Annotated in this window: 20 protein-coding genes; 15 read left to right on the forward strand and 5 right to left on the reverse strand. The window is 69.0% G+C overall.

Going from position 1 to position 26,328, the window contains the following annotated elements:
- Positions 1-7: 7 nt before the first annotated feature.
- Positions 8-682, forward strand: coding sequence for an RlmE family RNA methyltransferase (locus tag LHA35_RS10715; RefSeq protein ID WP_226608125.1), 675 nt, complete (start codon positions 8-10; stop codon positions 680-682).
- An 833-nt stretch (positions 683-1,515) separates the two neighbouring features.
- The gene (gene guaB / locus LHA35_RS10720) at positions 1,516-3,036 is read left to right on the forward strand and encodes an IMP dehydrogenase (RefSeq protein WP_226608126.1); all 1,521 of its coding nucleotides are present in this window, start codon (positions 1,516-1,518) and stop codon (positions 3,034-3,036) included.
- A gap of 83 nt (positions 3,037-3,119) precedes the next feature.
- Here guaB and LHA35_RS10725 read toward each other — a convergent pair whose 3' ends face one another.
- Positions 3,120-3,905, reverse strand: a complete 786-nt coding sequence (locus tag LHA35_RS10725; RefSeq protein WP_226608127.1) for an SDR family NAD(P)-dependent oxidoreductase — start codon at positions 3,903-3,905, stop codon at positions 3,120-3,122.
- Between the two features lie 214 nt (positions 3,906-4,119).
- On the opposite strand from LHA35_RS10725, the gene LHA35_RS10730 reads away from it, so the two are divergent.
- From LHA35_RS10730 to guaA, 4 genes are read left to right on the forward strand one after another with little or no spacing between them, the layout of a single operon-like run.
- On the forward strand, positions 4,120-4,788 hold the full coding sequence (locus LHA35_RS10730) for a haloacid dehalogenase type II (protein WP_226608129.1): 669 nt from the start codon (positions 4,120-4,122) through the stop codon (positions 4,786-4,788).
- Positions 4,785-6,116, forward strand: a complete 1,332-nt coding sequence (locus tag LHA35_RS10735; protein WP_226608131.1) for an RsmB/NOP family class I SAM-dependent RNA methyltransferase — start codon at positions 4,785-4,787, stop codon at positions 6,114-6,116. The genes LHA35_RS10730 and LHA35_RS10735 overlap by 4 nt, the downstream gene beginning before the upstream one ends.
- Positions 6,117-6,151: 35 nt before the next feature.
- Positions 6,152-6,733 (forward strand): GNAT family N-acetyltransferase, encoded by a 582-nt coding sequence (locus LHA35_RS10740; protein WP_226608136.1) that lies wholly within the window; start codon positions 6,152-6,154, stop codon positions 6,731-6,733.
- Positions 6,734-6,785: 52 nt separating this feature from the next.
- A complete protein-coding gene (gene guaA / locus LHA35_RS10745) occupies positions 6,786-8,381 on the forward strand; it encodes a glutamine-hydrolyzing GMP synthase (protein WP_226608137.1) in 1,596 nt (531 codons plus the stop codon).
- Positions 8,382-8,496: 115 nt separating this feature from the next.
- On the opposite strand, the gene LHA35_RS10750 is transcribed toward guaA, so the two are convergent.
- Positions 8,497-9,150: a family 16 glycosylhydrolase gene (locus tag LHA35_RS10750; protein ID WP_226608138.1), complete on the reverse strand. Its 654-nt coding sequence runs from the start codon at positions 9,148-9,150 to the stop codon at positions 8,497-8,499.
- A 1,346-nt stretch (positions 9,151-10,496) separates the two neighbouring features.
- Between LHA35_RS10750 and LHA35_RS10755 the strand changes: the two genes are divergently transcribed.
- From LHA35_RS10755 to LHA35_RS10790, 8 genes are all read left to right on the forward strand, one after another.
- Positions 10,497-12,065: an ABC transporter substrate-binding protein gene (locus LHA35_RS10755; protein WP_226608140.1), complete on the forward strand. Its 1,569-nt coding sequence runs from the start codon at positions 10,497-10,499 to the stop codon at positions 12,063-12,065.
- 438 nt (positions 12,066-12,503) lie between these two features.
- Positions 12,504-13,649 carry a site-2 protease family protein gene (locus LHA35_RS10760; RefSeq protein WP_226608142.1) on the forward strand — a complete coding sequence of 382 codons (1,146 nt, stop codon included), beginning with the start codon at positions 12,504-12,506 and terminating at the stop codon, positions 13,647-13,649.
- A gap of 120 nt (positions 13,650-13,769) precedes the next feature.
- Positions 13,770-15,056 carry an ArgE/DapE family deacylase gene (locus LHA35_RS10765; RefSeq protein WP_226608144.1) on the forward strand — a complete coding sequence of 429 codons (1,287 nt, stop codon included), beginning with the start codon at positions 13,770-13,772 and terminating at the stop codon, positions 15,054-15,056.
- Positions 15,057-16,421: 1,365 nt separating this feature from the next.
- Positions 16,422-18,326: a ribonucleoside-diphosphate reductase subunit alpha gene (locus LHA35_RS10770; RefSeq protein WP_226608146.1), complete on the forward strand. Its 1,905-nt coding sequence runs from the start codon at positions 16,422-16,424 to the stop codon at positions 18,324-18,326.
- Positions 18,327-18,354: 28 nt separating this feature from the next.
- Positions 18,355-18,690, forward strand: coding sequence for a hypothetical protein (locus LHA35_RS10775; protein WP_226608147.1), 336 nt, complete (start codon positions 18,355-18,357; stop codon positions 18,688-18,690).
- 4 nt (positions 18,691-18,694) lie between these two features.
- The gene (locus LHA35_RS10780; protein ID WP_226608149.1) at positions 18,695-19,738 is read left to right on the forward strand and encodes a ribonucleotide-diphosphate reductase subunit beta; all 1,044 of its coding nucleotides are present in this window, start codon (positions 18,695-18,697) and stop codon (positions 19,736-19,738) included.
- 631 nt (positions 19,739-20,369) lie between these two features.
- Positions 20,370-21,053 carry an SCO family protein gene (locus tag LHA35_RS10785; RefSeq protein WP_226608153.1) on the forward strand — a complete coding sequence of 228 codons (684 nt, stop codon included), beginning with the start codon at positions 20,370-20,372 and terminating at the stop codon, positions 21,051-21,053.
- 95 nt (positions 21,054-21,148) lie between these two features.
- Complete coding sequence (locus LHA35_RS10790) at positions 21,149-21,430, forward strand: hypothetical protein (protein WP_226608163.1); 282 nt, start codon at positions 21,149-21,151, stop codon at positions 21,428-21,430.
- 82 nt (positions 21,431-21,512) lie between these two features.
- Here LHA35_RS10790 and LHA35_RS10795 read toward each other — a convergent pair whose 3' ends face one another.
- Both LHA35_RS10795 and LHA35_RS10800 read right to left on the reverse strand, forming a co-directional pair.
- Positions 21,513-22,250, reverse strand: a complete 738-nt coding sequence (locus tag LHA35_RS10795; RefSeq protein WP_226608155.1) for a tRNA1(Val) (adenine(37)-N6)-methyltransferase — start codon at positions 22,248-22,250, stop codon at positions 21,513-21,515.
- On the reverse strand, positions 22,247-22,459 hold the full coding sequence (locus LHA35_RS10800; protein ID WP_226608157.1) for a putative signal transducing protein: 213 nt from the start codon (positions 22,457-22,459) through the stop codon (positions 22,247-22,249). The genes LHA35_RS10795 and LHA35_RS10800 overlap by 4 nt, the downstream gene beginning before the upstream one ends.
- 107 nt (positions 22,460-22,566) lie before the next feature.
- On the opposite strand from LHA35_RS10800, the gene LHA35_RS10805 reads away from it, so the two are divergent.
- Positions 22,567-23,586, forward strand: coding sequence for a polyprenyl synthetase family protein (locus LHA35_RS10805; protein ID WP_226608158.1), 1,020 nt, complete (start codon positions 22,567-22,569; stop codon positions 23,584-23,586).
- A gap of 464 nt (positions 23,587-24,050) precedes the next feature.
- On the opposite strand, the gene LHA35_RS10810 is transcribed toward LHA35_RS10805, so the two are convergent.
- The gene (locus tag LHA35_RS10810; RefSeq protein ID WP_226608160.1) at positions 24,051-25,766 is read right to left on the reverse strand and encodes an MFS transporter; all 1,716 of its coding nucleotides are present in this window, start codon (positions 25,764-25,766) and stop codon (positions 24,051-24,053) included.
- Positions 25,767-26,328 lie beyond the last annotated feature (562 nt).

The following is a 26,328-nucleotide window of genomic DNA, read 5'->3' on the forward strand; positions in this document are numbered from 1 at the left end:
GATTGTCATGAAGGGACCACCGCCGGGCGGGCGAGGCGTCACCACGCGCCTGCGCACCGCCAAGGGCCGCTCCACCGCCAGCCAGAAATGGCTGGAGCGGCAGTTGAACGACCCCTATGTCCGTGCCGCCCAGGCGCGCGGCTACCGTTCCCGCGCCGCCTTCAAGCTGGTCGAGATCGACGACAAGGCACGGCTGCTGAAGCCGGGTGCCCGGGTGGTGGATCTCGGTGCTGCCCCTGGCGGCTGGACCCAGGTTGCGCTGGAGCGCATCGGTCCGGCGGGGAAGGTGGTCGCGCTCGACCTGCTGGCCATGGACCCCGTGCCGGGCGCCATCACCCTGCAGGGGGATTTCCAGGACCCGGCGGCCGAGCAGGCGGTGCTGGCGGCGCTGGCCGGCCAGGCGGACCTCGTGCTCTCCGACATGGCGCCGAACACCACCGGCCATGCGGCAACCGACCACCTGCGGATCATGGCGCTGGCTGAACTCGCGCTCGACTTCGCGCTGAAGGTGCTGGCGCCCGGCGGCGGCTTCGTCGCCAAGGTCTTCCAGGGTGGCAGCGAGAAGGGGCTGCTCGAGCAGTTGAAGCAGCGCTTCGCCGCGGTCAGGCATGTGAAGCCGCCGGCCAGCCGCAAGGACAGCAGCGAACTCTATGTCGTCGCCACGGGCTTCCGGCCGGCCTAGAGCAAGGGAAGGCTGGGTGACCCACTCAGGCGGCGTAAACGGATTGCCCGAACGCTGGTCGGCCGTCCGACGCGCATGATGCCGCGTGTCGGACGGCCCGGCACGGATCGCGGGCGGCCGTGCACGACCGCACGCGGGACTCTGCGCGGAAACAAGGTCGCCACCGAATCGGCATTCGGATGGGCAGGCGATCCGCCGTGGTGCGAAGCGCGCCGGAGCCTGCCCCTGCGTCAAAGGTGGGCGCGGCAGCGGGTGGCGCCGAGTGCCGAACGCAATCCGCCGAACGGCGCGATCGGCGGCTGCGGGCGGGCCAGCAGGCAAAGCACGCGCGGCGGGCGGGGATCCGGATTCAACATGTGGACCGGGGCCTCGGCACGGGCTCCCGCAACCCGGGCACGGCGCCGTGGCAGCGGCTTGGCCGGCCCGCGCGCTGCGGCGGATTGCGTTCGGAACTGAATGCCAATCCGCTGCAGTTCCTAGACGGGAGAGCAGATTCACGCTCGCGGGCGTTCACGCCCGTCCGCGATCCGCTCCAGGCTTCGGCTCGGGACCCGCCGCGGTGCCCGGGGGGGCCATCGCGCCCAAGAGGCAGCGCATCGGCGCCGGGGGCGCCCACCTCGCCATCCGCCCTGCGCCCGCGGCACCGGTCCACGCAACGATCATGGCTTCCCCGCTTGCCGCAGCGCCGAGGTTGGGTCTAAGGGGAGCCGCCAAGGCTGCGGATGGTGCCGCCCGCCACTGGCGCGAGTCCCGCCCCAATGGCGGGCCCCCCCTGCGGCGATCGCGCCCCCTGGTCTCCCCCCGGGATGCGCCCGATAGCGAAAGGTCTCCGCATGGCACCCGAATCCCTCCCGGACGCCGCCGGCCCCGAGGGCCGCAAGCGCAGCAGCTTCGTGATCGAGGAGGCCTTCGCCTTCGACGACGTGCTGCTGGTCCCGGCCTATTCCGCCGTCCTGCCGCACCAGACCGATACGCGCACGCGCCTTACGCGCGAGATCGCCCTCAACATCCCGCTCGTCGCCGCCGCCATGGACACGGTGACCGAGGCGCCGATGGCGATCGCCATGGCCCAGGCCGGCGGCATCGGCGTGATCCACAAGAACATGACGCCGGAGGAACAGGCGGCGCAGGTCCGGCGGGTGAAGAAGTTCGAGTCCGGCATGGTGGTGAACCCGGTCACCATCCATCCGGACCAGACGCTGGCCGAGGTCCACGCCCTGCAGGAGCAGCACCGGATCAGCGGCATCCCGGTGGTCGAGCGCGGCTCGGGCCGGTTGGTCGGCATCATCACCAACCGCGATGTCCGCTTCGCCTCCGATCCCGGTACCCGGGTCTATGAACTGATGACGCGGGAGAACCTGATCACCGCGCCGGCCGAGGTGACGCCGGAGCAGGCCCGCACCCTCCTGCACAAGAACCGGATCGAGAAGCTGCTGGTGACGGATGAGGCCGGGCGCTGCGTCGGCCTGATCACCGTGAAGGACATGGAGAAGGCCCAGGCCAACCCCAATGCAGTGAAGGACGCGCTGGGGCGGCTGCGCGTCGCCGCCGCGACCGGCGTGGGCGAGGACGGCATCAGGCGGGTCGAGGCGCTGATCGCCGCTGAGGTGGATGTGGTGGTGGTGGACACCGCGCATGGCCATTCCGGCGGCGTGCTCTCGGCGATCGAGCGCATCAAGCGGATGTCGAACGCGGTGCAGGTCGTCGCCGGCAATGTGGCGACGCCGGAGGGCGTGGAGGCGCTGATCAATGCCGGCGCCGATGCGGTGAAGATCGGCATCGGCCCCGGCTCCATCTGCACCACCCGCATCGTCGCCGGCGTCGGCGTGCCGCAGCTGACCGCGGTGATGGAGAGCGCGGCGGCGGCGCGGGAGAGGGGGGTGCCGGCGATCGCCGATGGCGGCGTCCGGACCTCCGGCGACATCGCCAAGGCGATCGCGGCCGGCGCGGATTGCGTGATGATGGGCAGCCTGTTCGCCGGGACCGAGGAGGCGCCGGGCGAGGTCTTCCTCTACCAGGGCCGGAGCTACAAATCCTATCGCGGCATGGGCTCGCTCGGCGCCATGGCGCGCGGCAGCGCGGACCGGTACTTCCAGCAGGAGGTGCAGGACAGCCTGAAGCTGGTGCCGGAAGGGATCGAGGGCCGCGTCGCCTACAAGGGCCCGGTCGGCGCGGTGGTCCACCAGCTGGTCGGCGGACTGCGGGCGGCGATGGGGTACACCGGCAACGCCACGATCCCCGAGATGCAGGCGAATTGCCGCTTCCGCCGCATCACCGGCGCGGGGCTGCGGGAGAGCCATGTGCATGACGTGGCGATCACCCGCGAGGCCCCGAACTACCGGCTGGAAAGCTGATCTAAGGGTTTCCAAAGGCCTTTCGGCCTTTGGCGGGTGGTCCAGGAGGGCAGCGCCCTCCTGGTGGGGGCAGGCCTCCCGGCTCAGGGCTGCATATGGCTCCCGCCCGAGACCGTCATGTTCTCCCCGGTGATGTAGACGGCGCCGTTCGACAGCAGGAAGCAGATCAGCGGCGCCACCTCCTGCGGCTCGGCGTAGCGGCCGAGAGGAATGCGGGCCATGGTCTGGGCCGCGAATTTCTCGCTGCGGATCACCTCCGTCATCGGCGTCACCACGGTGCCGAAGCCCACCGAATTGCAGCGGATGCCGTAGCGTGCCCATTCCCGTGCCCCGGTCATGGTCATGCCGAACAGCCCGGCCTTGGCAGCGGAGTAGTTCACCTGGCCGATCGAGCCGCGCTTGCCCGCGGTGGAGCTGATGTTGACGATGGCGCCCGTGGTGCCGACCGGCTGCGGCATGGCCTCCTTCGCGCGGTCGATCATGTGCCGCCCGACCGCCTGCATCATCAGGTAGCAGCCGGTCAGGTTCACATCGATCACCGCCTGCCATTGCTGCATCGTCATCTTGGCGAACATGGCCGGGCGGGTGATGCCGGCATTGTTCACCAGCCCATGCACCGCGCCGAAGCGCGCGACCGCCTGGGCGACGCAGGACTCGCCGAAGCCCTCTTCCGCGACATTGCCCAGCACGGGCAGGGCGCGGTCGTGGTCTAGCTCGGCCGCAGTCTTCTCCAGGGTCTCCGGGTTGCGTTCCACCATCACGGCATTGCCGCCGAGGCCGAGCACCAGTTCGGTGATCGCGCGGCCGATGCCCTGGCCGGCGCCGGTGACGATGATGGTGCGGCCCGTGAGGTCCATCGGGTTCTGCATGCGTTGTCCTCCCGCTGGGACCGGATCGCGGGCGGACGGAGTGCTGCCGCGGCCGGGCCGGCCCCTGTGCTACCGATCGGCAAGGCCGTTCTTCCCGGCTTGCCGGTGCAGTCTGCCCCCGTCATGAGCGGAGGGCCAGCCGCGGTGCCGCCGCCGCCCGGCCCCCGTTCCGCCCGACATTGTCCCGAGACCTGTTCTGACCGAAGGACCCGCCATGCCGCCGCCGAAAGCCGCGATCTTCGACGCCTATGGCACGCTGCTCGACGTGCATGCCGCGGTCGGCCACCATGCCGCCCGGCTGGGGCAGCGCGCGCAGCCCGTCTCCGCCCTCTGGCGCGCCAAGCAGATCGAGTGGAGCTGGATCCTCTCTGCGACCGGCGCCTATGAGCCCTTCTGGACGCTGACCGAAAAGGCGCTCGACCACGCGCTGGCCGTGCATGGCCTACGGGATGCGGCGCTGCGGGCCGATCTGCTGGAGGCCTACCGCCGGCTCGATGCCTATCCCGAGGCCGCGCCGATGCTGGCGGCGCTGCGCGCCCGGGGCATCCCGACCGCCATCCTCTCCAACGGCTCGCCCGAGATGCTGGACGCCTCGGTGGCCGCCGGCGGGCTGGGGGCGCTGCTGGACGATGTCCTTTCGGTCCATCCGCTGCGCTGCTTCAAGCCGGATGCCCGGGTCTATGCCCTGGCCATGGCCCGCTTCGCCTGCCAGCCGCATGAGGTGGCCTTCGTCTCCTCCAACCCCTGGGATGCCTATGACGCGATGCGCTTCGGCTTCCGGGTCTTTTGGGTGAACCGGGCCGGCGGGCCGGCGGAATACTGGCTGGACCAGACCGCGACCATCCTGCCCGACCTCGCCGGCCTGCCGGAGCGCCTGGCATGACCCCGGCCGCGCGCCTCGCCGCCGCCATCGACTTGCTGGCAGCGCTGGACGACCAGCCGCGCCGCCCGGCGGATGCCATCGCCAATGATTTCTTCCGCGCCCGCCGCTACATCGGCGGCGGCGACCGCCGCGCCATTGCGGATCGCGCCTGGGGCGTGGTGCGGCAGCGGATGCGGCTGGAATGGTGGCTGGCCCAGATCCAGTGCCGGCCGACCCCGCGCATGCTGGTGGCCGCCGACCTGCTGCTGGCCGAGGGACTGGAGGTGCCGACCGTCCTGCGGGCCTTTCCCGGCGGCCAGTATGCGCCCGAGCCCCTGAACGTGCTGGAGGAGCGGCTGCTGCGCGCCCTCGCCGCCTTCCGCGACAAGGCGGCGGGCGTTCAGGGCCTGGTGCATCCGGCAATGCCGGAGGGCGTGCGGCTGAACCTGCCGGACTGGGTGATCCCCGGCTTCCGCGCCCGCTTCGGCGAGGGCCTGGCCGAGGAGGCGGCGGCGATGGAGCAGCCCGCGCCGCTCGACCTGCGCGCCAACCTGCTGAAGACAACGCGCGAGGCCGCCGCCGCCGCGCTGGGCGCCGAGGGTTTCGAGACAGAGCCGACCCGTTGGTCGCCCTGGGGCCTCCGCCTGCCGAGCCGCCGGCCGGTCACCGCGACGGCGGCCTTCATGGAAGGGCTGATCGAGGTGCAGGACGAGGGCAGCCAACTGATTGCCCTGCTGACCGATGCGCGGCCCGGCCTGCGCGTCGCCGATGTCTGCGCCGGGGCGGGGGGCAAGACGCTCGCCCTCGCAGCCAGCATGCGGAACAAGGGCCGCATCACCGCCTGCGACGTCTCGGCGCCCCGGCTGGAAGGCGCGGTGCGGCGCCTCCGCCGCGCCGGCGTGGACAATGCCGAGCGGCACCTCTTCGCGCCCGGCGACCGCTGGGCCAAGCGCCGGGCCGGGCAGTTCGACCGCGTGCTGGTCGATGCGCCCTGCACCGGCACGGGCACCTGGCGGCGCAACCCGGATGCACGGCTGCGTACCGGTTTCCAGGATCTGCAGGAGCTTCTGGCCAAGCAGCGTGAAATTCTGGACATGGCCGCGGAACTGGTGCGTCCGGCCGGGCGTCTGGTCTACGCTACCTGCTCGCTGCTGCCCGAGGAGGATGAGGACCAGGTTGCTGGCTTCCTCGGCCGCCACCCGGATTTCGTCCCGCTTCCCCTGGCCGAGGCCTGGGCGTCGGCCGGGCCGCCCGGGGAACCGCCGGCCGGGGGCCCATATCTCGTCACCAGCCCCGCCCGGCATGGCACCGACGGCTTCTTCGCCGCTGTTCTGCAACGAAGGTCCTAGGGAAAGGACCGATCCAGGGAAGGGAAGCGCGCAGCATGATCTGCATCCGCCGTGCCCGCCCCGCCGACGCCGCCGCCATAGGCGCCGTGCATGTCGCGACCTGGCGCTCGGCCTATGCCGGCGTGCTTCCCGACCGCTACCTGGCCGGGCTGTGCACGGTGCGGCATGCGGTGGGCTACGAGCAGGCGATCACCGATCGCCGCCATGGCCATGCCGTCTTCGTCGCCGTCGCCTCCGGCGCGGATGCGCCGGAGGACCGGGCGCAGCAGGAGGGCGGCGTGGTGGTCGGCTTCGTCTCCGGCGGCCGGGCCCGGCGGGACTGGCTGGCGCAGGGGGAGGTGGAGACACTCTATCTGCTGGATGATTACCGGGACCGCGGCATCGGGCGGCGGCTGATGCGGGCCATGGCAGCGCATCTGGCCGCCATCGGCTGTCGTTCCGCCCTGCTCTGGGTGCTGAGCGACAATCCGACGCGGTGGTTCTACCAGCGGCTCGGTGGACGGCCGGCGGCAAGGGAGGTCATCCGCTTCGCGGGCCAGGGCATGGAGCAGATGGCCTTCGTCTGGGACCCGATCGAGACGCTGCTGGCGGCGACGGCGCCGGCGCCGGAAGGGTAGGGGTCACCGCCGCAACGCTTGCGGCGCGCCACTGGCTATGCTGGAAGGCGCCATGAACGCGCCCGCTTCCCCCGCCAGCCCCGCGGCCGCCCCGGCCACCGGCCACGACCGCATCCTCATCCTCGACTTCGGCAGCCAGGTGACGCAGCTCATCGCGCGCCGCCTGCGCGAGACCGGGGTCTATTGCGAGATCTGGCCCTATACCGCGACCGAGGACCGGATCCGCGGCTTCGGCCCGAAGGGCATCATCCTCTCCGGCGGCCCGGCCAGCGTGACCGGGGCCGAGAGCCCCCGCGCGCCGCAGGTGGTCTTCGAGATGGGGCTGCCGGTCCTCGGCATCTGCTACGGCCAGCAGGCCATGGCGGCGCAACTCGGCGGGGAGGTCGAACCCTCCGACCACCGCGAATTCGGCCGCGCCTTCGTCGATGTCATCGCCGATTGCAGCCTGTTCGAAGGGGTCTGGCCCAAGGGCGCGCGCGAGCAGGTCTGGATGAGCCATGGCGACCGCGTGACGCGCCTGCCATCCGGCTTCCGGGTGGTCGCCGCCAGCGAGGGCGCCCCCATGGCCGCCTGCGCCGATGAGACCCGGCATTTCTACGGCGTGCAGTTCCACCCCGAGGTCGTGCACACCCCGCATGGCGCGCAGTTGCTGAAGAACTTCGCCCTGCGTGTCGCTGGCTGCCGCGGCGACTGGACCATGGCCGGCTTCAAGGCGGAGGCGATCGCGCGCATCCGCGCCCAGGTCGGCACCGGCCGGGTCATCTGCGGCCTCTCGGGCGGCGTCGATTCCTCGGTGGCCGCCGTGCTGATCCATGAGGCGATCGGCGACCAGCTCACCTGCATCTATGTCGATCATGGGCTGATGCGGGCGAATGAGAGCGAGCAGGTGGTCGCCACCTTCCGCGACCGCTTCAACATCCGTCTCGTGCACCGCGACGCGAGCGACCTCTTCCTCGGCCAGCTTTCCGGCGTGACCGACCCGGAGGTGAAGCGCAAGACCATCGGCCGGCTCTTCATCGAGGTGTTCGAGGAGGAGCAGGTGAAGCTCGGCGGCGCCGATTTCCTGGCGCAGGGTACGCTCTATCCGGATGTGATCGAGAGCGTCTCGGCGACCGGCGGGCCGAGCGTGACGATCAAGAGCCACCACAATGTGGGCGGCCTGCCTTCCCATATGCGCATGAAGCTGGTCGAGCCGCTGCGCGAGCTGTTCAAGGACGAGGTTCGCGCCCTCGGGCGCGAGCTCGGCATCCCGGAAGCGATCGTGGGCCGGCATCCCTTCCCGGGCCCGGGCCTCGCCATCCGCATTCCGGGCGAGGTAACGCGCGAGAAGGCCGATCTGCTGCGCAAGGTGGACAGCATCTATCTGGAAGAGATCCGCAATGCGGGCCTCTATGACGCGATCTGGCAGGCCTTCGCGGTGCTGCTGCCGGTGCGCACGGTGGGAGTGATGGGCGACGGGCGAACCTACGACCAAGCCTGTGCGTTGAGGGCGGTGACCAGCACGGACGGCATGACGGCGGATGTCTATCCCTTCGACATGGGCTTCCTGACGCGGGTGGCGAATCGCATCGTCAATGAGGTGCGCGGCATCAACCGGGTGACCTACGACATCACCTCGAAGCCGCCCGGGACCATCGAGTGGGAGTGAAAAGGCGAGCGGGGCTGGCGGCCCCGCCCGATCAACCCTGACCCGGCACGCAGTTTCCCGTCGCGCCAGGCGGTTGTGTCCACCTGCGCGCCGATGGTTCTGCGATGCGGGTCAATCAGGCGAAGTCATAGTCCCGGTTAGCAGTCGGAGCTTCCAGGCTCGACCAGCTGCCTTCCTCGACCACTTCCGCGTCCAGCCTCGAGCCGCCATGCGGCTTGTAGGACACTTCATAGACCGTGATGAAGGCGTGCTTGCTTTCGAAATCGCGGTTCATGATGCTGAAGACGGAGTTGATTCCGCCGTTCGCGTGGTCCTTGCCGATGTTGTGGTTGACCTCTCCCATCCACTTGCCATCGACGTAGTAGGCGATCTTCCCCGGCTTCCAGTCGAGTGTGTAGGTGTGGACCTTGGTCTCGTCCACGCCGTCGAAGGTGCGCGTCGTGTAGGCGTCCTTGCCGTTGTTGTTCCAGTGGACGGTCCCGTAGGCCTTGCCGTGGATCACCTCGACGATGTCGTATTCCGGACCGGGCCAGCGGTCATCGCCGGGCCAGAGCAGCGCCGCGGGGCCCTGCACGTCCGCGCTCATCTTCGCCTTGACGGAGTAGGTCCCATAGCCGTGCCCGGCGGCCTTGCCCCAGGGCTGCTCCATGATGCCGCTGTTGCCGCGGATGGTGACCTGGCCCTTGACGCTCGTGTCGATGCCATTGCCCCAGGTGTGGTTGAGCGCTCCGATCCCGTTATCGAAGCTCTCGAAGAAGGCCTTGCTCAAAGTTGGATCTCCCGCGTTGAGGTCGTCGTTTTGGGTGGGGGAGCCTGACCCGCGTCGATGCGCGAGTTCGAGCCGCGGCCAGAGATCTGTCGTCCCTGTACCCCCCTGACTTCCGTCACGCGCCGGCAAGAAGGCCGGCGGCGGCTCCGCTTAACCCCACGCGGATGTGCAGTACAAGGATTGAAGATAATATACGTTTCTGTTCTGCAAATGTGAAACCGGCCTGACACCTCGGAATTTCAACGGTTGATCCTGCTACGGAATGTGGCGGAAATGATCTTGCCCCGCCTGCAAAGCGGCGGAGCAGCTTGCTTCCGTGCGACGCAGCGCCCGGTCGAATGCGCAACGAGCGTGATGTATCAGATGGCGCCGCAGGCCAGATCGACATGCACCGAATTGGCGATGTCCCGAATTCTTGGTTGCTGCGCCGCCCGCGCCGGAGATGCTCTGGCCATCCGCGCGCGTTGTCAGCTCATCTGCGCCGCCTTCATCGTGCCGTCGGCCGCGCGCGAAGGGCGGCGCGTGGTGCCGGACACGGATTCGACGCAGATGCCGGCAGCAAGGTTGCCGAAGCGGGCCCGGCAATGTGGCGAAATTGTGGTCCGCCGCAGCTGCGTTCCTCCGTGCTGCATGCGGACTTGGCGGGCACGATGATGAAGCACGCGCCGGATTATGTGCCGGCGCGTTACGGGGCGGCGCGGCCGTTTGCGTTCAGCCGGCCATGCGGACGCAGTGCAAGCTTGCCGACTGCTCTCGTGCCAGCCGCAGCCGCATGGTGCCGCTGGGAATCGAGCCACGGAGCTTTCATCCGCGGCCGTTGTCCTGCTGCATGCATCTTCGTTCCCATCCGTGCAGGCGATGATGCTGCCAGGAACCGCCCCGCAGAAACCGATGTGCGCCGTGGCCTCGAGCCTGAACCGCGCACGCTCGAGGTGGTCGGCCGCGGTCATCCTGCCCCGGTGGCCACCGACGAGCCGACGATCCTGGCCGGCCCATGCGCCTCGGCGAGGAAGGAGCGGTCCGGATCATCGGCTGGAGCGGATCGCGGATGGGCGTGAACGCCCGGAAGCGTGGATCTGTTTGAAAAAAACGGAATCCACGGCGGATGGACGTTCAGATATAACGCGATCCGCTCTAGGCTGGCGAGCTCGGCGGGGACCGGAAGCGCAGCGCCACACCGATGGGCATGTCGCGCGGCAGCAAGGAACTCTGGACCAGGGTGGGTTGCCACACGCTCCGCCGGCGGGACCGCACAGCGCCTCGCGCGCGGCGCTTGACGGTACGGTGCGCCGCCCGCCACGCTTGCCCGGTCAGGCCGGCAGCAGACCGGCTGATCGGGAGGTTCCATGCATCGCATCATCGCGGCAGCCGCCATGGCCGCCCTGCTGGCCGGCTCGCCGGCCCTCGCGCAGCGGACGCTGACCATCGGGGCGCAGACGCCGCCCAGTGCGCTCGACCCGCACTATCACAATACGCAGAACAACAACCAGATCGCGCGGATGGTGTTCGAACCGCTGTTCGAGCTGGATACCCGGGCGCAGTTCCAGCCGCGCCTCGCCCGCAGCATGCGCATGGTCGATGAGCTGACCTGGGAGGTGAAGCTCAACACCGCGGCGCGCTTCCATGACGGCACGCCGTTCGAGGCCGAGGACGTCGCCTTCACCTTCGCCCGCGTGCCCACCGTGCCGAACAGCCCCGCGCTCTTCACCCCACAGGTGCGCAGCATCGCGGCGATCGAGGTGGTGGACCCCGAGACCATCCTGCTGCGCACGCGAGAGCCGAACCCGCTGATGCGCTTCGACATGGCGGCGCCCGTCATCCTGTCCCGCAGGATCCACGGGCCGAACCCGCAGACGGCGGATTTCAACAGCGGGAAGCTGATGATCGGCACCGGCCCCTACCGCCATGTCGACTACCGGCAGAGCGAGCGCCTGGAACTGGCGCGCAACACCGAATGGCACGGGCCGGTCGAGCCCTGGGACCGCGTGGTCTATCGCTTCATTCCCCAGGCCGGCTCCCGCATGGCGGCGCTGCTCTCGGGCGAGGTGGACCTGATCGACTATGTCCCGGTGCAGGACGTGCCGCGGCTGGAGCAGGACCGCCGCTTCGCCCTCTTCCAGATCGACAGCATCACCTTCGTCTATCTGGCGCCGGATGCGATGCGGGAGACGTCGCCCTTCGTCACCGACAGGCAGGGCAGGCCGCTGCCGGCCAATCCGCTGGCCGACCAGCGGGTGCGGGAGGCGCTCTCCCTCGCCATCCCCCGCCAGCAGATCGCGGAACGGCTCTATAGCGGCCTTGCCTCGCCGGCCGACCAGTTCGCCGCCCCGGTCGCCGAGCATCGGCTGGAGGGGCTCGGCCCGCTGCCCTTCGACCCGGCGCGGGCCCGTGCCCTGCTGGCCGAGGCCGGCTTCGGCCAGGGCTTCCGCATGACCATCCATGGGCCGAACGGCTTCTTCCCCTCGGACGACAACCTGCTGCAGGCCCTCGCCCAGGCCTTCACCCGCATCGGCATCGAGACCCAGGTGCAGGCGCTGCCGCCGGCGAACCTGTTCACCCGCGCGACCAACCGCGACTTCTCGCTGTTCATGACCTATTTCAGCAGCTACCTGACGATCAACCCGCTGCGGCAGGTGGTGATGACGCGCAACCCGGAACTGGGCCATGGGCCCTTCAACCGACAGCGCTATTCCAACCCGGCGGTGGACCAGCCCCTGGCCGCGGCGCTCACCACCATGGAGGAAGAGAGGCGCAAGGCGCTGACCCAGCAGGCGGCGCGCGCGCTGCTGGAGGACAAGGGGCTGATCCCGGTGATCAACCTGCGCAATGTCTGGGCGGGGCGGCGCGACAAGGTGGTCTATGACCCGAGCCCGGCCAACCACACCGAGCCGCGGCTGGCCCGGCCGGTGCCGTAGAGCAGGTCGCCGGCGGGCGTGAATGGGGCACCCCGCACCCTTTGCAGGGCAAAGCCAGCGAGAACCCCGACGCCCGGGAGCGAGCCTCTGCCCGGCAAACCATGACCTGCCGCAGATTGGCATTCAGCACTCCACGCAAGCCGCTGCAGCAGCCTCGTACTGTAGCCCGACGGCAGCGCGCCGGCCGCAGGAAGGCCAGGTTGCCCTGGGCCACCGGCGGTCAAGGAGAGATACGCGGCGGGACGCTCACGCCCGACCGCGATCTGCCCTACTCTCGGGGCGTGAGCACGGCCCGGCGGGGCAGGGCCGATGCAGCCGTGGGCCAACCGCGGCGTTGCCCCGACGGGAGCGCCCTGTCGCAGTCAGTCTGCCGCATGGTGCGGGCCCGCGCGCAACCCAGACCTCCGCCGGCCGATCCGGCGGCGACAGGCGGCTTCCATGCAGTGGTCCTTCCCCATCCTCGCCATCCGCGGCACGGTCATCCGCATCCACCTGACCTTCCTGCTGTTCCTGCTCTGGATCGGCTGGGCGCACTACCGCCATGGCGGCACGCAGGCGGCGGTGGAGGGGGTGGTCTTCCTGCTGCTGTTCCTCTGCGTGCTGTTGCACGAATTCGGCCATGTGGTGGCGGCGCGGCGCTACGGCGTGCAGACACCCGACATCACCCTGCTGCCGATCGGTGGCGTGGCGCGGCTCGAGCGCATCCCGGAGCAGCCGGGGCAGGAATTGGTGGTGGCGCTCGCCGGCCCGGCGGTGAATGTGGTGATCGCCGCCCTGCTGTTCCTGGCGATCGGCGGGCTGCCGCCGGAAGGCAGCACGGAGCTGCAGGATCCGCGCACCGGCATCCTGGCGCGGCTGGCGACGGTCAATGTCTTCCTGGTGCTGTTCAACCTCATTCCGGCCTTCCCGATGGATGGCGGGCGTGTGCTGCGGGCGCTGCTCGCCTACCGGATGGGTTATGCCCGCGCCACCGCGACCGCCGCCTCGGTGGGCCAGGCGGTCGCCTTCGGGCTCGGGCTGCTGGGGCTGTTCGGCAACCCGCTGCTGCTCTTCATCGCGGTCTTCGTTTATCTGGGCGCCGCCGGGGAATCCCAGGCGGTGCAGGAGCGGGAGGGGCTGCGTGGCCTTGCCGTCGCGGAGGCGATGGTGACGCGCTTCGAGAGCCTGGCGCCCACCAGCCGGGTGCAGGATGCGGTGCGCTGCCTGATCCGCACGACGCAGCACGAATTCCCGGTGGTGGCGGAGGATGGGCGGCTGCTCGGCGTGCTGACGCGGGATTGCCTGCTGAAGGCCCTGCATGACCATGGCGGCGACTACCCGGTGACCGAGGCGATGCGCACCGACATCCCGCTGCTGCCGCAGCGCCATGACCTGGGCGCGGCGCTGCGGCTGATGCAGGAGAAGCGCCTGCCGGTGATCGGCGTGACGGAGGAGTCGGGCCTGCTGGTCGGGCTGCTGACGCCCGAGAATATCGGCGAGATGATGATGGTGCGGGCCGCGCAGCCTTCCGGTGGCGCCGCGGCCTGGCCGGAGCGGCGCTCGGCCAACCCCTGGGCGCCGCGGCCGGGGCGGCCCATGGCGTAGCACCCCCGGGCATCGGGGAAGGGCGGCACGCCAGGGCGCCTGCACCGGGCGCCGGGTGGCTTGACGGTGACGAGGCGGCGGGCGGAGGCTTCCTCCCGCCCAGCCGAAACCGGAGTGACAATGCCCGACGCCGCGCTGCTTGCCCGCCTGTCTCAGGCGGTGGAGGCGAATTTCGAGAAGGAGGTTGCCTTCCTGGCCGACCTCGTGCGTTTCCCCAGCACCCGCGGCAACGAGGCGCCGCTGCAGGACTGGATGGCGCGCCAGCTCGCCGCCCGCGGCTATGGCGTCGACCGCTACACCCTGGCCGATGTGCCGCTCGCCCAGCATCCCAGGGCGAGCCCGATGGTGGAGGCCGATCCGGCGAAATCGGTGCAGGTGGTTGCCACTCATCGCGCGGCCAATCCCACGGGCCGCAGCCTGATCCTGCAGGGGCATATCGACGTGGTGCCGGAGGGCCCGGCCGAGATGTGGACCTACCCGCCCTACAGCGCGACCATCAGGGATGGCTGGATGCATGGCCGCGGCGCGCATGACATGAAGTCGGGCGTCGCCGCCATGATCTTCGCCATGGACGCGCTACGGACCGCCGGGCTGGAGCCGGCGGCCGATGTGCATATCCAGACCGTGACGGAGGAGGAGAGCACCGGCAACGGCGCCCTCTCGACGCTCCTGCGCGGCTACCGCGCCGAGGCCGCGCTGGTGCCGGAGCCGACGGGCGGCACGATCACCCGCGCGCATACCGGCACGCTCTGGTTCCGCATCTCGGTCCGTGGCGTGCCGGTGCATGTCGCGGTGGCGCAGAGCGGGACGAATGCCATCCTCTCCGCCTATCACCTGATCCAGGCGCTGCAGGAGCATACGAAGCGCATCAATGAGGAGGCGCGCAGCCATCCGTGGTACATGGACATCGAGTCCCCGCTGAAGTTCAACCCCGGCATCATCCGTGGCGGCGACTGGGCGAGCAGCACGCCCGCCTGGTGCGAGGTCGATTGCCGCATCGGCCTGCTGCCGGGGACCGATGTGGCCGAGGCGAAGGCCGGGGTGGAGCGCTGCATCGCCGAGGCGGCGAAGAGCGACAATTTCCTCGCCAACAACCCGCCTTCGGTCAGCTGGCACGGCTTCCTCGCCGATGGCTATGTGCTGGAGCCGGGGACGGAGGCCGAGGCGGTGCTGGCCGCGGCGCATCAGGCGGTCTTCGGGGAGGCAATGCCGGCCCGCATCACCACCGCGGTGAACGACACCCGCTTCTACGGCCTCTATTTCGGCATCCCGGGCCTTTGCTACGGACCGAAGGGGGAGGGGGCGCATGCCTTCGACGAGCGCACCGAACTCGCGCATCTGAAGAAGACCACGCTCGCGATCGCCGCCTTCATCGCGGATTGGTGCGGAACGCGGAGCGCCGGCTAAAGGCTTGCATCCAGGGGCGCCGGGCTGACAAACAGCGGCCTTTCGACCGAGGAGGAGTTGCATGCTTGCGTCCCGTCCCGGGGCGGCCGCGCCCGGATGGCGCCGGGCCGCGCCGCTCGCCTTGCTCCTGGCCCTGTGCCCGATGGTGGCTGCCGCCCAGGACCAATCCCAGGGGACGGCGCCGCGCGCCGGAACCGCCGCGCGGCCGAATGCCGGGGCGGCCGGGCCAGGCATGGGACCGCTGCAGACCGAGCCAGGGGATGTCTGGGCGGAGGTGCGCGGCTGGACCGAGCGGCGCGGCCGGACCGCCGCGCCACCCCGCCCGGCCCGCGACCCGGCTGCGGCCGAGGCGTCGCCGCGCCGGCCCGATCCCGCAGGCACGGGGGCGGCCCCCACGCCGCGACCGCGCCGTGCGGAGGCCTGCCCGCCCGGCGCGCCGCCTGGGGATCCGGCCTGCGTCCCGCGCCCGTCGCGCCGCCGGCCGGCCGAAAGCCCCGGCTGACCCGTGCGCCGGGCCTGCTCGCCGCAGCGCGTCGAGTGGCGAAGCGGCCGCAGGACAATCGGGGGCGGCGCCGGGCCCGCGTCCCTGCCGGCATCAAGGCCCATCGGGTGAGGCCGTGCCGGCGGTCTGATCGGCCAAGCCGGTCGCGCCATGCTCGATCATTGGCATGGCATCCTTCCCATGGATTGCCCGCGCTGCACCCGCCGCGGCGGCAACCGCGCCCCTTGCAGGCCAGGCATCGCGTCACCCATCGGCCCGCATGGATGCGAAAAATCAGGAGCGGGCGCGCAGCCGCGGCGCGGAGGCTGTGCGCGACGCCGTGCTGCGTCAGCATTCGGGCAACCAACGGCCTCTAGAGGACACATCGCCTGGGGAATCGGTGCAGGCGACGCGAATGCCCGCCCGGACGATCTGTCGGAGCGGATCGTGGAGATGCCTGGACGCCCCGGCGCGAGACTTCGCTCCACGATCAATGGCCGATGGCGGATTGGTGGTGATGCCTGTCCGCAGTCGGCTATCGGCGGCGCATCACCATGCGGGGAGATGGCCGGTGAGTTCCGGAGGACGTGACGCCCGGCGCTTGGCGCGAAGCTGTGTCCGTGGCGCCACGCTGCCTTCCGTCCTTGCCCGGCCGGGTGGCGGGACTCGCCGCGGTGGAGCGAGTCCCGCCACCCGGCCGCTTCGTATGGCGCTCGATCCACCTTGACGGCGCCTGCCGCCAAGCGCCCTAATGTGTGGAACGTAACACGAACGTTGGCGGAATGCCGGCACCCGGCGCCGATCCGTCTTTCTTGCAACCTGATACCCGATCTGGTGTTATGGTGGCGCTCTCGCTCCAATATCTTGTGTAGGAACCATCCGACATGCATGCTCCGGTCCGGGGGATTGAGGGGGATGTGGCCGTGTTCGATGCGGTGCAGTTGGAGGGTCACCACCAGGTGCAGGTGGACCGGTCGCGGGACGCGCTGCTGACCGATTTCGGCAAGGCGACCCTCGACGACCGCTACCTGCTTCCGGGCGAAAGCTACCAGGATCTCTTCGCGCGCGTCGCCAGCGCCTTCGGCGACGATGCCGCCCATTCCCAGCGCATCTACGACTACATCTCGCGGCTCTGGTTCATGCCGGCGACACCGGTGCTGTCCAATGGCGGCACGACGCGCGGCCTGCCGATCTCCTGCTTCCTGAACGAGGCGAATGACAGCCTCGAGGGCATCGTCGGCCTCTGGAACGAGAATGTCTGGCTGGCCGCCAAGGGCGGCGGCATCGGCAGCTACTGGGGGAACCTGCGGGGAATCGGCGAGAAGGTCGGGCGCAACGGCAAGACCTCCGGCGTCGTGCCCTTCATCCGCGTGATGGATTCGCTGACGCTGGCGATTTCCCAGGGCTCGCTGCGGCGCGGCTCGGCCGCCTGCTACCTGCCGATCAGCCATCCGGAGGTGGAGGAGTTCATCGAGATCCGCCGCCCCACGGGCGGCGACCCGAATCGCAAGGCGCTGAACCTGCACCACGGCATTCTCGTCTCCGACGCCTTCATGCGGGCAGTCGAGGCCGATGAGGAGTGGCCGCTGACCAGCCCGAAGGACGACGCCATCGTCCGCAAGGTCTCGGCCCGCGGCCTCTGGATTCGCATCCTCACGGCGCGGATCGAGACGGGCGAGCCCTACCTGGTCTTCTCCGACCACGTGAACCGGGCGCGGCCGGAGCACCAGAAGCTGGCGGGGCTGGAGGTGAAGACCTCCAACCTCTGTTCCGAGATCACCCTGCCGACCGGCAAGGACCAGCACGGGCGTGACCGCACCGCGGTCTGCTGCCTCTCCTCCCTCAACCTCGAGACCTGGTTCGAGTGGAAGGACAATCCGCGGTTCATCCCGGACGTGATGCGCTTCCTCGACAACGTCCTGCAGGAGTTCATCGACACCGCGCCCGATTCCATGGCCAAGGCGAAGTACTCCGCGATGCGGGAGCGTTCCGTCGGCCTCGGCGTCATGGGCTTCCACAGCTTCCTGCAATCGCTGAACGTGCCTTTCGAGAGCGCTATCGCGAAGGTCTGGAACAGGCGGATGTTCAAGCACATCCGCGAGCAGGCCGATGTCGCCAGCCGCATCCTGGCGGAGGAGCGCGGGCCCTGCCCGGACGCCGCGGAATACGGCTTCATGGAGCGCTTCTCGAACAAGATGGCGATCGCGCCGACGGCGAGCATCTCCATCATCTGCGGCGGCGCGAGCCCGGGCATCGAGCCGATCGCGGCCAATGTCTACAACCACAAGACGCTGTCCGGCAGCTACATCGTCCGCAACCCCTACCTGAAGAAGGCGCTGGCGAAGCACGGGCGCGACGATGACGAGACCTGGACCAGCATCACGGTCAGCAAGGGCAGCGTGCAGCACCTGGACTTCCTGACGGAGCAGGAGAAGCTGACCTTCAAGACCGCCTTCGAACTGGACCAGCGCTGGGTGGTGGAGCATGCGGCGGACCGCACGCCCTATATCTGCCAGAGCCAGTCTGTGAACCTCTTCCTGCCGGCGAATGTCCACAAGCGGGACCTGCACCAGATCCACTGGATGGCCTGGAAGAAGGGTGTGAAGTCGCTCTACTACTGCCGCAGCCTGTCCATCCAGCGCGCCGACACGATCAGCGAGAAGGTGGTGCCGAACCTGCTGAGCGTGACCGCGGTGAACGATCCGGCCGCGGTGGCAGCGGTGCCGCTGCCGGCGGCTGCCCCGAAGGTAGAGAGCAACGACTACGAGGAATGCCTGGCCTGCCAGTGAGAAGCTGTCGGTTCCAGGAGACCCTTGAATGAGGCTCATAGTCCAAAACTTCGTTGTCGAAGGCTGTGCTGGCGACGCAGTCCTTTTTCAGGATCTACCTCAGTGTGCTGAGGCGACTTTTCGGGATGTGCGCTTATCTGATGTCGGGGGGCGCGCGTTCGTGATTGAGTACCCAACTCTTCGGCGCCAGCTTCAGATCCCAAACGCCGTTGTGGACGAGGATCTCGGTGCCGCATTTAAGGCAGCACGTGAGCAACCGAGAGAAAACGCGATGGCGGTTATCCAAAATTTGACCTCGGTTGCAGCTCTCGGCAATGCGGCCTTCCAGCTTGCGGAAAAAATCGTCAACTACTTCCAAGGTTGAGAACATGCCCGACGGCATCTCCCCCACCGGCGCTCCCCAGCATTTCGACCTGCTGACCGCCAACCCCGTCTACAAGCCCTTCCGCTACCCCTGGGCCTATGACGCCTGGCTGACGCAGCAGCGCGTCCACTGGCTGCCGGAGGAAGTGCCGCTCGCGGACGATGTCAAGGACTGGCAGAAGAACCTCACCGCTGCCGAGCGGAACCTGCTGACGCAGATCTTCCGCTTCTTCACCCAGGCGGATGTCGAGGTGAACAACTGCTACATGAAGCACTACTCCCAGGTGTTCAAGCCGACGGAAGTGCTCATGATGCTGTCGGCCTTCAGCAACATCGAAACGATCCACATCGCGGCCTATTCCCACCTGCTCGACACGGTGGGAATGCCGGAGGCGGAGTACACCGCCTTCCTGAAATACAAGGAGATGAAGGACAAGTACGACTACATGCATGCCTTCTCGGTCGAGAACAAGACCGAAATCGCCAAGACGCTCGCCGCCTTCGGCGCCTTCACCGAAGGCCTGCAGCTCTTCGCCTCCTTCGCCATCCTCATGAACTTCCCGCGCTACAACAAGATGAAGGGGATGGGCCAGATCATCTCCTGGTCGGTGCGGGACGAGACGCTGCACTGCCTCTCCATCATCCGTCTCTTCCGCACCTTCGTGCAGGAGAATCCGGAGATCTGGACGGAGCAGTTGCAGCGCGAGATCACCGAGATCTGCACGACCATCGTCGAGCACGAGGACGCCTTCATCGACCTCGCCTTCGAACTGGGCGGCGTGGAAGGGCTCGATGCCGAGCAGACCAAGCGCTACATCCGCTTCATCGCCGATCGCCGCCTGCAGCAGCTTGGGTTGGAGCCGCACTACAACATCGAGAAGAACCCGCTGCCCTGGCTCGACGAGATGCTGAACGCGATCGAGCACACGAATTTTTTCGAGAACCGCGCGACGGAATACTCGAAGGCCAGCACGACCGGTTCGTGGGAGGATGTCTGGGCACCGAGCATCGGCGAGAACTGGGCGGCCGGGGACGTCGTGGCGCGCTGAGCGCCGGTTTACCGGCCAGCCTGGGACCGGGTTTTCTGCGCGCTGGCCGGGCGGCCGCCAGACCCGCAGACCTGGATCGAGGTGCGGGGGAATACCTCTCCCGCACCTCTCTCATCGAATCTTCCTGGCGCGCTACGGCAATCCGGGCGGATGCCTGTCGCCCAGCCCTTCCGTCGATCTGCTCATCACCGGTTCCGGCGACCGTCTCCGGGTGCCGGGTTTAGGCAGATGAAGGCGATGCCGGGCATCAAGGGCAGCGTCGGGTCCGCCCGCGTCTCCGCCGGCACGGGGCCGGCGACCGCTTTGACTGCTCGCGGATCGGCGCCGTCCTGCGGGATGGTCCAGGGATGCCCGAACCCAAGCGGCCATTCCCGCATAGGCATCTCGAGCCGGCCGTCGCATCATCCGACGACCGCCGGACTGCAAGGGGCTGCCGCTCCGTTCTGATCCGCCCGATGGCTTCCGCATCCGGGGCACGGACCCGCCGGAGCCCAGCCCGCCGCGGCCTGCGCTGACCCTCTTCGGCCTGGCCATGGCCTGCGGCGTCGTCGCCCGCCGCGCCGCGGGGGTTGAGGATCAGGTCGCCCGGTTGCGCTGGCGGGCGGGCGAGGTGGGGGCTACATCACACTCCATGCTGAGGACCATTCCCATCTTCGCCCTGATCCTCCTGCTCCTGCTGGGTGGGGTCTGGGCCTATGCCTGGGTGACCCGCGCGCCGGGCGAGGGGCTGGCGGAAGCCTTCGCCGGCCGCCTGGGCCTGCTTTTCGGCGCGCAGATGCCGGTCCCCGCTGCCGGCGGCATCCAGCTGCCCCAGGGCATGTCGCTCGGCGGCGGCTTCAACCTGACCGACCAGGCGGGCCGCGCGGTGACGGAGGGCGACTATGCTGGCCGGTGGATGCTGGTCTATTTCGGCTACAGCTTCTGCCCGGATGTCTGCCCGACCGAACTCGGCACCATGGCGGCCGCCATCGACGCCATGGGCCCGGCGGGGGAAGAGGTGGTGCCGGTCTTCATCACGGTCGACCCGCAGCGGGACACGCCGGCCCATCTGGCCGATTATGTCAGCCGCTTCCATCCCCGCATGCAGGGGCTGACCGGCACGCCGGAGCAGGTCGCGGAGGTGGCGCGCCGCTACCGGGTCTATTACGCACGGGCGCAGAGATCGGACACGACGGACTACCTGATGGACCACTCCAGCTTCATCTATCTGGTCGGTCCGGATGCGCGGGTCCGGGCCTTGTTCCGGCCGGAGATGCGGCCCGAGGACATCGCCGCGGCCGTTGCCGCACAGCGTGGCCGGCAGCCGGCTGGCTGAGCCGGGCCCGTCCGAAGGTGGCCTAGGTTCAGATCACTTTCTGTGGCATGATTGCCCGGCGTCGCAGCGGCGCGCCGGGCTTGGAGACAAGGATGATGGTGGACGAGGCTTCAGACCAGGACGGCACGCGCGATGCCGCTCGCGGCCCGGCGCCGCGGCACAGCCGCCGCCTGTCCGACAAGATCCTGATTGCGTTCCATCACGCCTGCGATCAGGCCGATTACGAGGTCGCCGAGCAGTTGCTGCGCATCCTGGAGATGATGCTGACCCGCCGCCCTGTCTCCCCGGACACCAACCGCCGGAAGAACATGGAGAGCCTGGTCGCCGCCCATGAGCGGCTCTGGTACCTCCGCCATCCCGAATCCAAGGAAAGCTGAGACCCCGCCCGGCATGGCCGGAACTGGCCTACAGCCTGCGGTCGAGGCAGGAGACGCTGGCGGTCGCGCGGCCTGAACGGCCTCAGCCCGGCAGCGGTATCGCGTCCCGCAGCACCGCTTCCGCCGCCGGGCTGAATCCGGTCCCTTCATGCAGCACCAGCCCCGGCTCCACCCGCGCCGGGCCGCGGCCCTGTCGCCGTGCCTGCAGCAGCACGCGTTTGGCCGGCACGCCTGCGCGCGGCCAGAAGGGCAGCAGCCTCGTTCCGCCGCAGCCGGCCGCCGCCAGCGCTGCCATGGCGGCATCCAGCCGCGCCGCCGGCAAAATCAGGCTGAGGCTGCCACGCCGGCCGAGCGGCGCCGCCAGGAAGCGCGCCCAGTCCGCCAGGCTCGCTTCCTCATGCGTCGCGGCGCGGCGCAGCGCCTCGGGCGGCGCGGTGCCGCCGGGCCAGAAGGGCGGGTTGGCGAAGGCATGATCGCAGGGCGGCAACCGTCGCGCGAGCGCCAGGTCCCGCACATCGCCCTCGATCACCTCCACCCGCTCCGCAAGGCCATTGGCCGCGGCATTCGCCCGCGCAAGGGCGGCGAGGTCCGGCTCCCGCTCCACGGCCAGGATAGAGAGGCCGGGCACCCGCGCCGCCAGGCACAGGAAGCCCGCCCCGCTGCCGCAGCCTGCCTCCAGCACGCGCTGGCCGGGCAGGGCCGGCACGCCCGCCGCCAGCAGCACCGCATCCAGCCCGGCCCTGAGGCCCCGCCGCGGCTGGCGCAACCGCACGCGCCCGCCCAGCAGATGGTCCTCGGTCAGCGGCTCGGCCTCGCTCATGCCGGCGCCTCGCCTGCCTCGATCAGCACGCGGCGGGCTTCCGCCAGGTCCTCCGCCACCACCGCGATGCGGCGCGGGAAGGCACCGATGCCACCCTCCACGGCACTGATATGCGCATCCAGCAGCATGCAGGGAATGCCCGCATCCCGCAGCAGGGCCATGAGGAAACTGACGCGCACGGGGTCCGTGCTTTCGGCGACGACACGCATTCCGAGCGAAATCCTTGTTTTCCCTGCGCTTGCCGCCATGTGGGAGCGTCGTTATGGTGCCGCCCCCTAGCCTCGGGTCAAGTGAAGTGGACGCGGAAGCGGGAACGATGGCGAAGTCTTCGCCGATCAAGGGAACCGCGTCCGGCGGTGAGGATGCGCTGACGGCGCTGACCGCGCTCGTGCGCGACGATCTGGAAGCCTGCAACAGGCTGATCGTCGAACGCATGCACAGCCCGGTGGCGCTGATCCCGCAGCTTGCGGCGCATATCGTCGCGGCCGGCGGCAAGCGGCTGCGGCCTCTGCTGACACTCGCCGCCGCGCGGCTCTGCGGCTATCGCGGCGATCGGCATGTGGCCCTCGCCGCCTGCGTCGAGTTCATCCATACCGCGACGCTGCTGCATGACGACGTGGTCGATGAAAGCGCGCTGCGCCGCGGACAGGCCAGCGCCAATGCGCTGTTCGGCAACAAGCCGAGCGTGCTGGTTGGTGATTTCCTTTTCGCTCGCGCCTTCGAGTTGATGGTGCAGGATGGCTCGCTGAAGGTGCTGGCCATTCTCTCCGCCGCCTCCGCGACGATCGCGGAAGGCGAGGTGCTGCAACTCGTCACGCAGAACGACACGACGACGACCGAGCAGCAGTATCTGCAGGTGATCGAGGGCAAGACCGCTGCGCTCTTTGCCGCCGCCACGCGCATCGGCGCCGTGGTCGCCGACCGGCCGCAGGCGGAGGAAGAGGCGCTCGAGACCTATGGCCGAACGCTCGGCACCGCCTTCCAGCTGGTGGATGATGCGCTGGACTATGCGGCGCAGCAGGAGCGCCTGGGCAAGACTGTCGGCGATGATTTCCGGGAGGGCAAGATCACCCTGCCGGTGCTGCTGGCCTTCGAGCGCGGGACCGAGGCGGAGCGTGCCTTCTGGCGCCGCACGCTGGAGGACCGCGAGCAGGGGCCGGAAGACCTCGCCAAGGCGCAGCGGCTGATCGAGGCGCACCATGCGCTGCGCGATACGGTGGAGCGGGCGCGCCTTTATGGCGACCAGGCGCTGGCGGCGCTCGGGGCCTTCCCGGACGGGCCGGAGCGCCGGGCACTCGCGGAGATCGTCGAGTTCTGCATCGCGCGGGCACGCTGAGCCTCCTCGCTCCCCCGCAGGCGGGGGGAGGGGCAGCGGCCCTGTGCTGCGGGCCGTGACGCATCTCCGCCCCGGTTGACGGATCTTCTCCCCCCCTGTCCGAACGGTCGAATGGGCAGAGTCGTCGCAGGGGCCGCGCACGGATAGGGGGCAGGCAGGACTCGCCGGGCATGAGGCTCCGCCTCGTGCCTGCCCGAAGCTTCACCGGCCGCCGGCCGGATTGCATCCCGCGGACAGGATGCGCCTCATACGAGGTCGCGTGATGCCCCGCGCCGGCATCGCGTGCGGGCCCGGGCAGTGCGGCGGCGGTGCCGCGCCGGATCGAGTGAAGCCGCATTTCATCGGAGTGACCATGGACCACGGTCCGAAGGTCATGTGGCCGGCATGGGGCTGCCAAGCGCGCTTCGCCAGACATGAAGGGCGCCGGGGATTGCACCCGGCGCCCACCAGTTCAGCTTCGAGCGTCAGATGCTCGCGCTGGCCGGTCGCTCATGCGGCGTTTCCGGCGTGTCCTCGGCGTAGATGTCACGGTCCTTGGTCTCCGGCACGAAGAACAGGCCGATCACCACCGTCATGAGCGCGATGACGATCGGGTACCAGAGCCCGAAATACACGTCGCCGGTCTGCGCGATCATGGCGAAGGAGGTTGCCGGCAGCAGGCCGCCGAACCAGCCATTGCCAATGTGGTAGGGCAGCGACATGGAGGTGTAGCGGATACGCGTCGGGAAGAGCTCCACCAGCGCCGCCGCGATCGGTCCGTAGACCATGGTCACATAGATGACCAGGAGCGTGAGGATGCCGATCAGCACGACCTGCTGCTCACCGAAGATGTCGAAGGGGTGCGACATCTTCACCACCGACGGGTTCTGCGCCGCAGGGTAGCCGGCCGCCGTCAGCGCCGCCTGGAGGTCGCGGGCGAAGGTCGGGCTATCGGCCGGAATTGGCTGCCCGCCCTGGATCACCACTGTCGCCGGTGCGCCCGTCCGGTCCTCGACCGTGTAGTTGACCGAGGCGCGGGCGAGCGCGGATTTGGCGATGTCGCAGGGCAGGGTGAAGCGCGCCGTGCCGGTCGGATTGAACTGGAAGGAGCAGGCCGACTTGTCCGTCACCACCTGCACCGCGATCTCGCTATGCGCCTTGGCGAGCGCCGGGTTCGCCTCCGCACTCATCAGCTTGAAGAGCGGGAAGTAGGTGAGCGCGGCGATCAGGCAGCCGCCGAGGATGATCGGCTTGCGGCCGATCTTGTCGGACAGCCAGCCGAAGAAGACGAAGCCGCCCGAGCCCAGCAGCAGCGACCAGGCGATCAGCATGTTGGTGGTGAAGGCATCGACCTTCAGCACCTGGCCGAGGAAGAACAGGGCGTAGAACTGGCCCGTGTACCAGACCACGGCCTGGCCGGCGACGAGGCCGAGCAGGGCGAAGAGCGCGATCCTGGCGTTCTTCCACTGGCCGAAGGCCTCGGAGATCGGCGCCTTGGAGTGGGTGCCTTCCTCCTTCATCTTCTTGAAGGCCGGGCTTTCTTCCATCTGCAGCCGGATCCAGACGGAGATGCCGAGCAGCACGATCGAGACCAGGAAGGGGATGCGCCAGCCCCAGACGCGGAAATTATCCGGGCCCACCGCGAGTTGGGTGAAGAGGATGACGAGTAGCGAGAGGAAGAGGCCCGCCGTCGCCGTGATCTGGATGAAGGAGGTGTAGAAGCCACGGCGGCCATGCGGCGCGTGTTCCGCCACATAGGTCGCGGCGCCGCCATACTCGCCGCCGAGCGCCAGGCCCTGCAGCAGGCGGAGGATGATCAGGATAATGGGTGCGGCGATGCCGATCGTGTCCGAGGTCGGCAGGATGCCGACGACGAAGGTCGAGGCGCCCATGATCAGGATGGTGACGAGGAAGGTGTATTTCCGTCCGACCAGGTCACCGAGCCGGCCAAAGACCAGCGCACCGAAGGGGCGCACCAGGAAGCCCGCGGCGAAGGCCAGCAGGGCGAAGATGTTTCGCGTACCTTCGGGGTACTGGCTGAAGAAATTGGCGCCGATGACGGCGGCCAGCGACCCGTAGAGATAGAAGTCGTACCACTCGAAGACGGTACCGAGCGAAGAGGCGGTGATGACCTTCCGCTCCTCCCGCGTCATGGGACGTACCTCGTAGTCTGATCTTATGATTGCCGATTGGCTCGCCATTCCTCGCCCCTGTGATCATGTTGCGCACGACGCGCCTGTGCCTGCCATAAAACAACCCGTCTGCCCTCGCATTGGCAAGAAAGCGTCGCGGGTCGGGTCGCGCCATAGCAGGCCAGCCTTTTTCAGAACGGCCGCGCAGCGTCAATCATGCTCAAGGCGGAGGCCGAATGGGCAGATCCATTACAGGAATGACAAAACTTTCATTCTGCCGAGACCGCTTTACGCAGGGCAAAGCTTGCGCCGGACTGCAGGCCTCTGCCGACCGAGGAAGGGCAGTCGGCGTAACAGCATGCACATGCTGGGGTGATTTCTTTTCTTTGCTTATCAGCGGTCAGTAAAGCCCCGGAAGGTCCATCGGGCACGCAGCCTGACGCGCCGCCCTGGGGTCATGCCTCTCCGGGCCGAGCGATCAGGATGCTCGCTTTTTCATGACAAAGAATTAATCTTACTGTGTCAAAGCTTTCCGGTCTTCCTATATGTGGGGGATGGTAGAGAGGCAGACAAGGCGGCCGAGGACGGGCGAGGCGCGGTTCGCGGCCTATCTGGGGGCGATCACGGCGGG

This window comes from Roseicella aerolata (assembly GCF_020523605.1).
In the GTDB taxonomy this organism is placed as follows: domain Bacteria; phylum Pseudomonadota; class Alphaproteobacteria; order Acetobacterales; family Acetobacteraceae; genus Paracraurococcus; species Paracraurococcus aerolatus.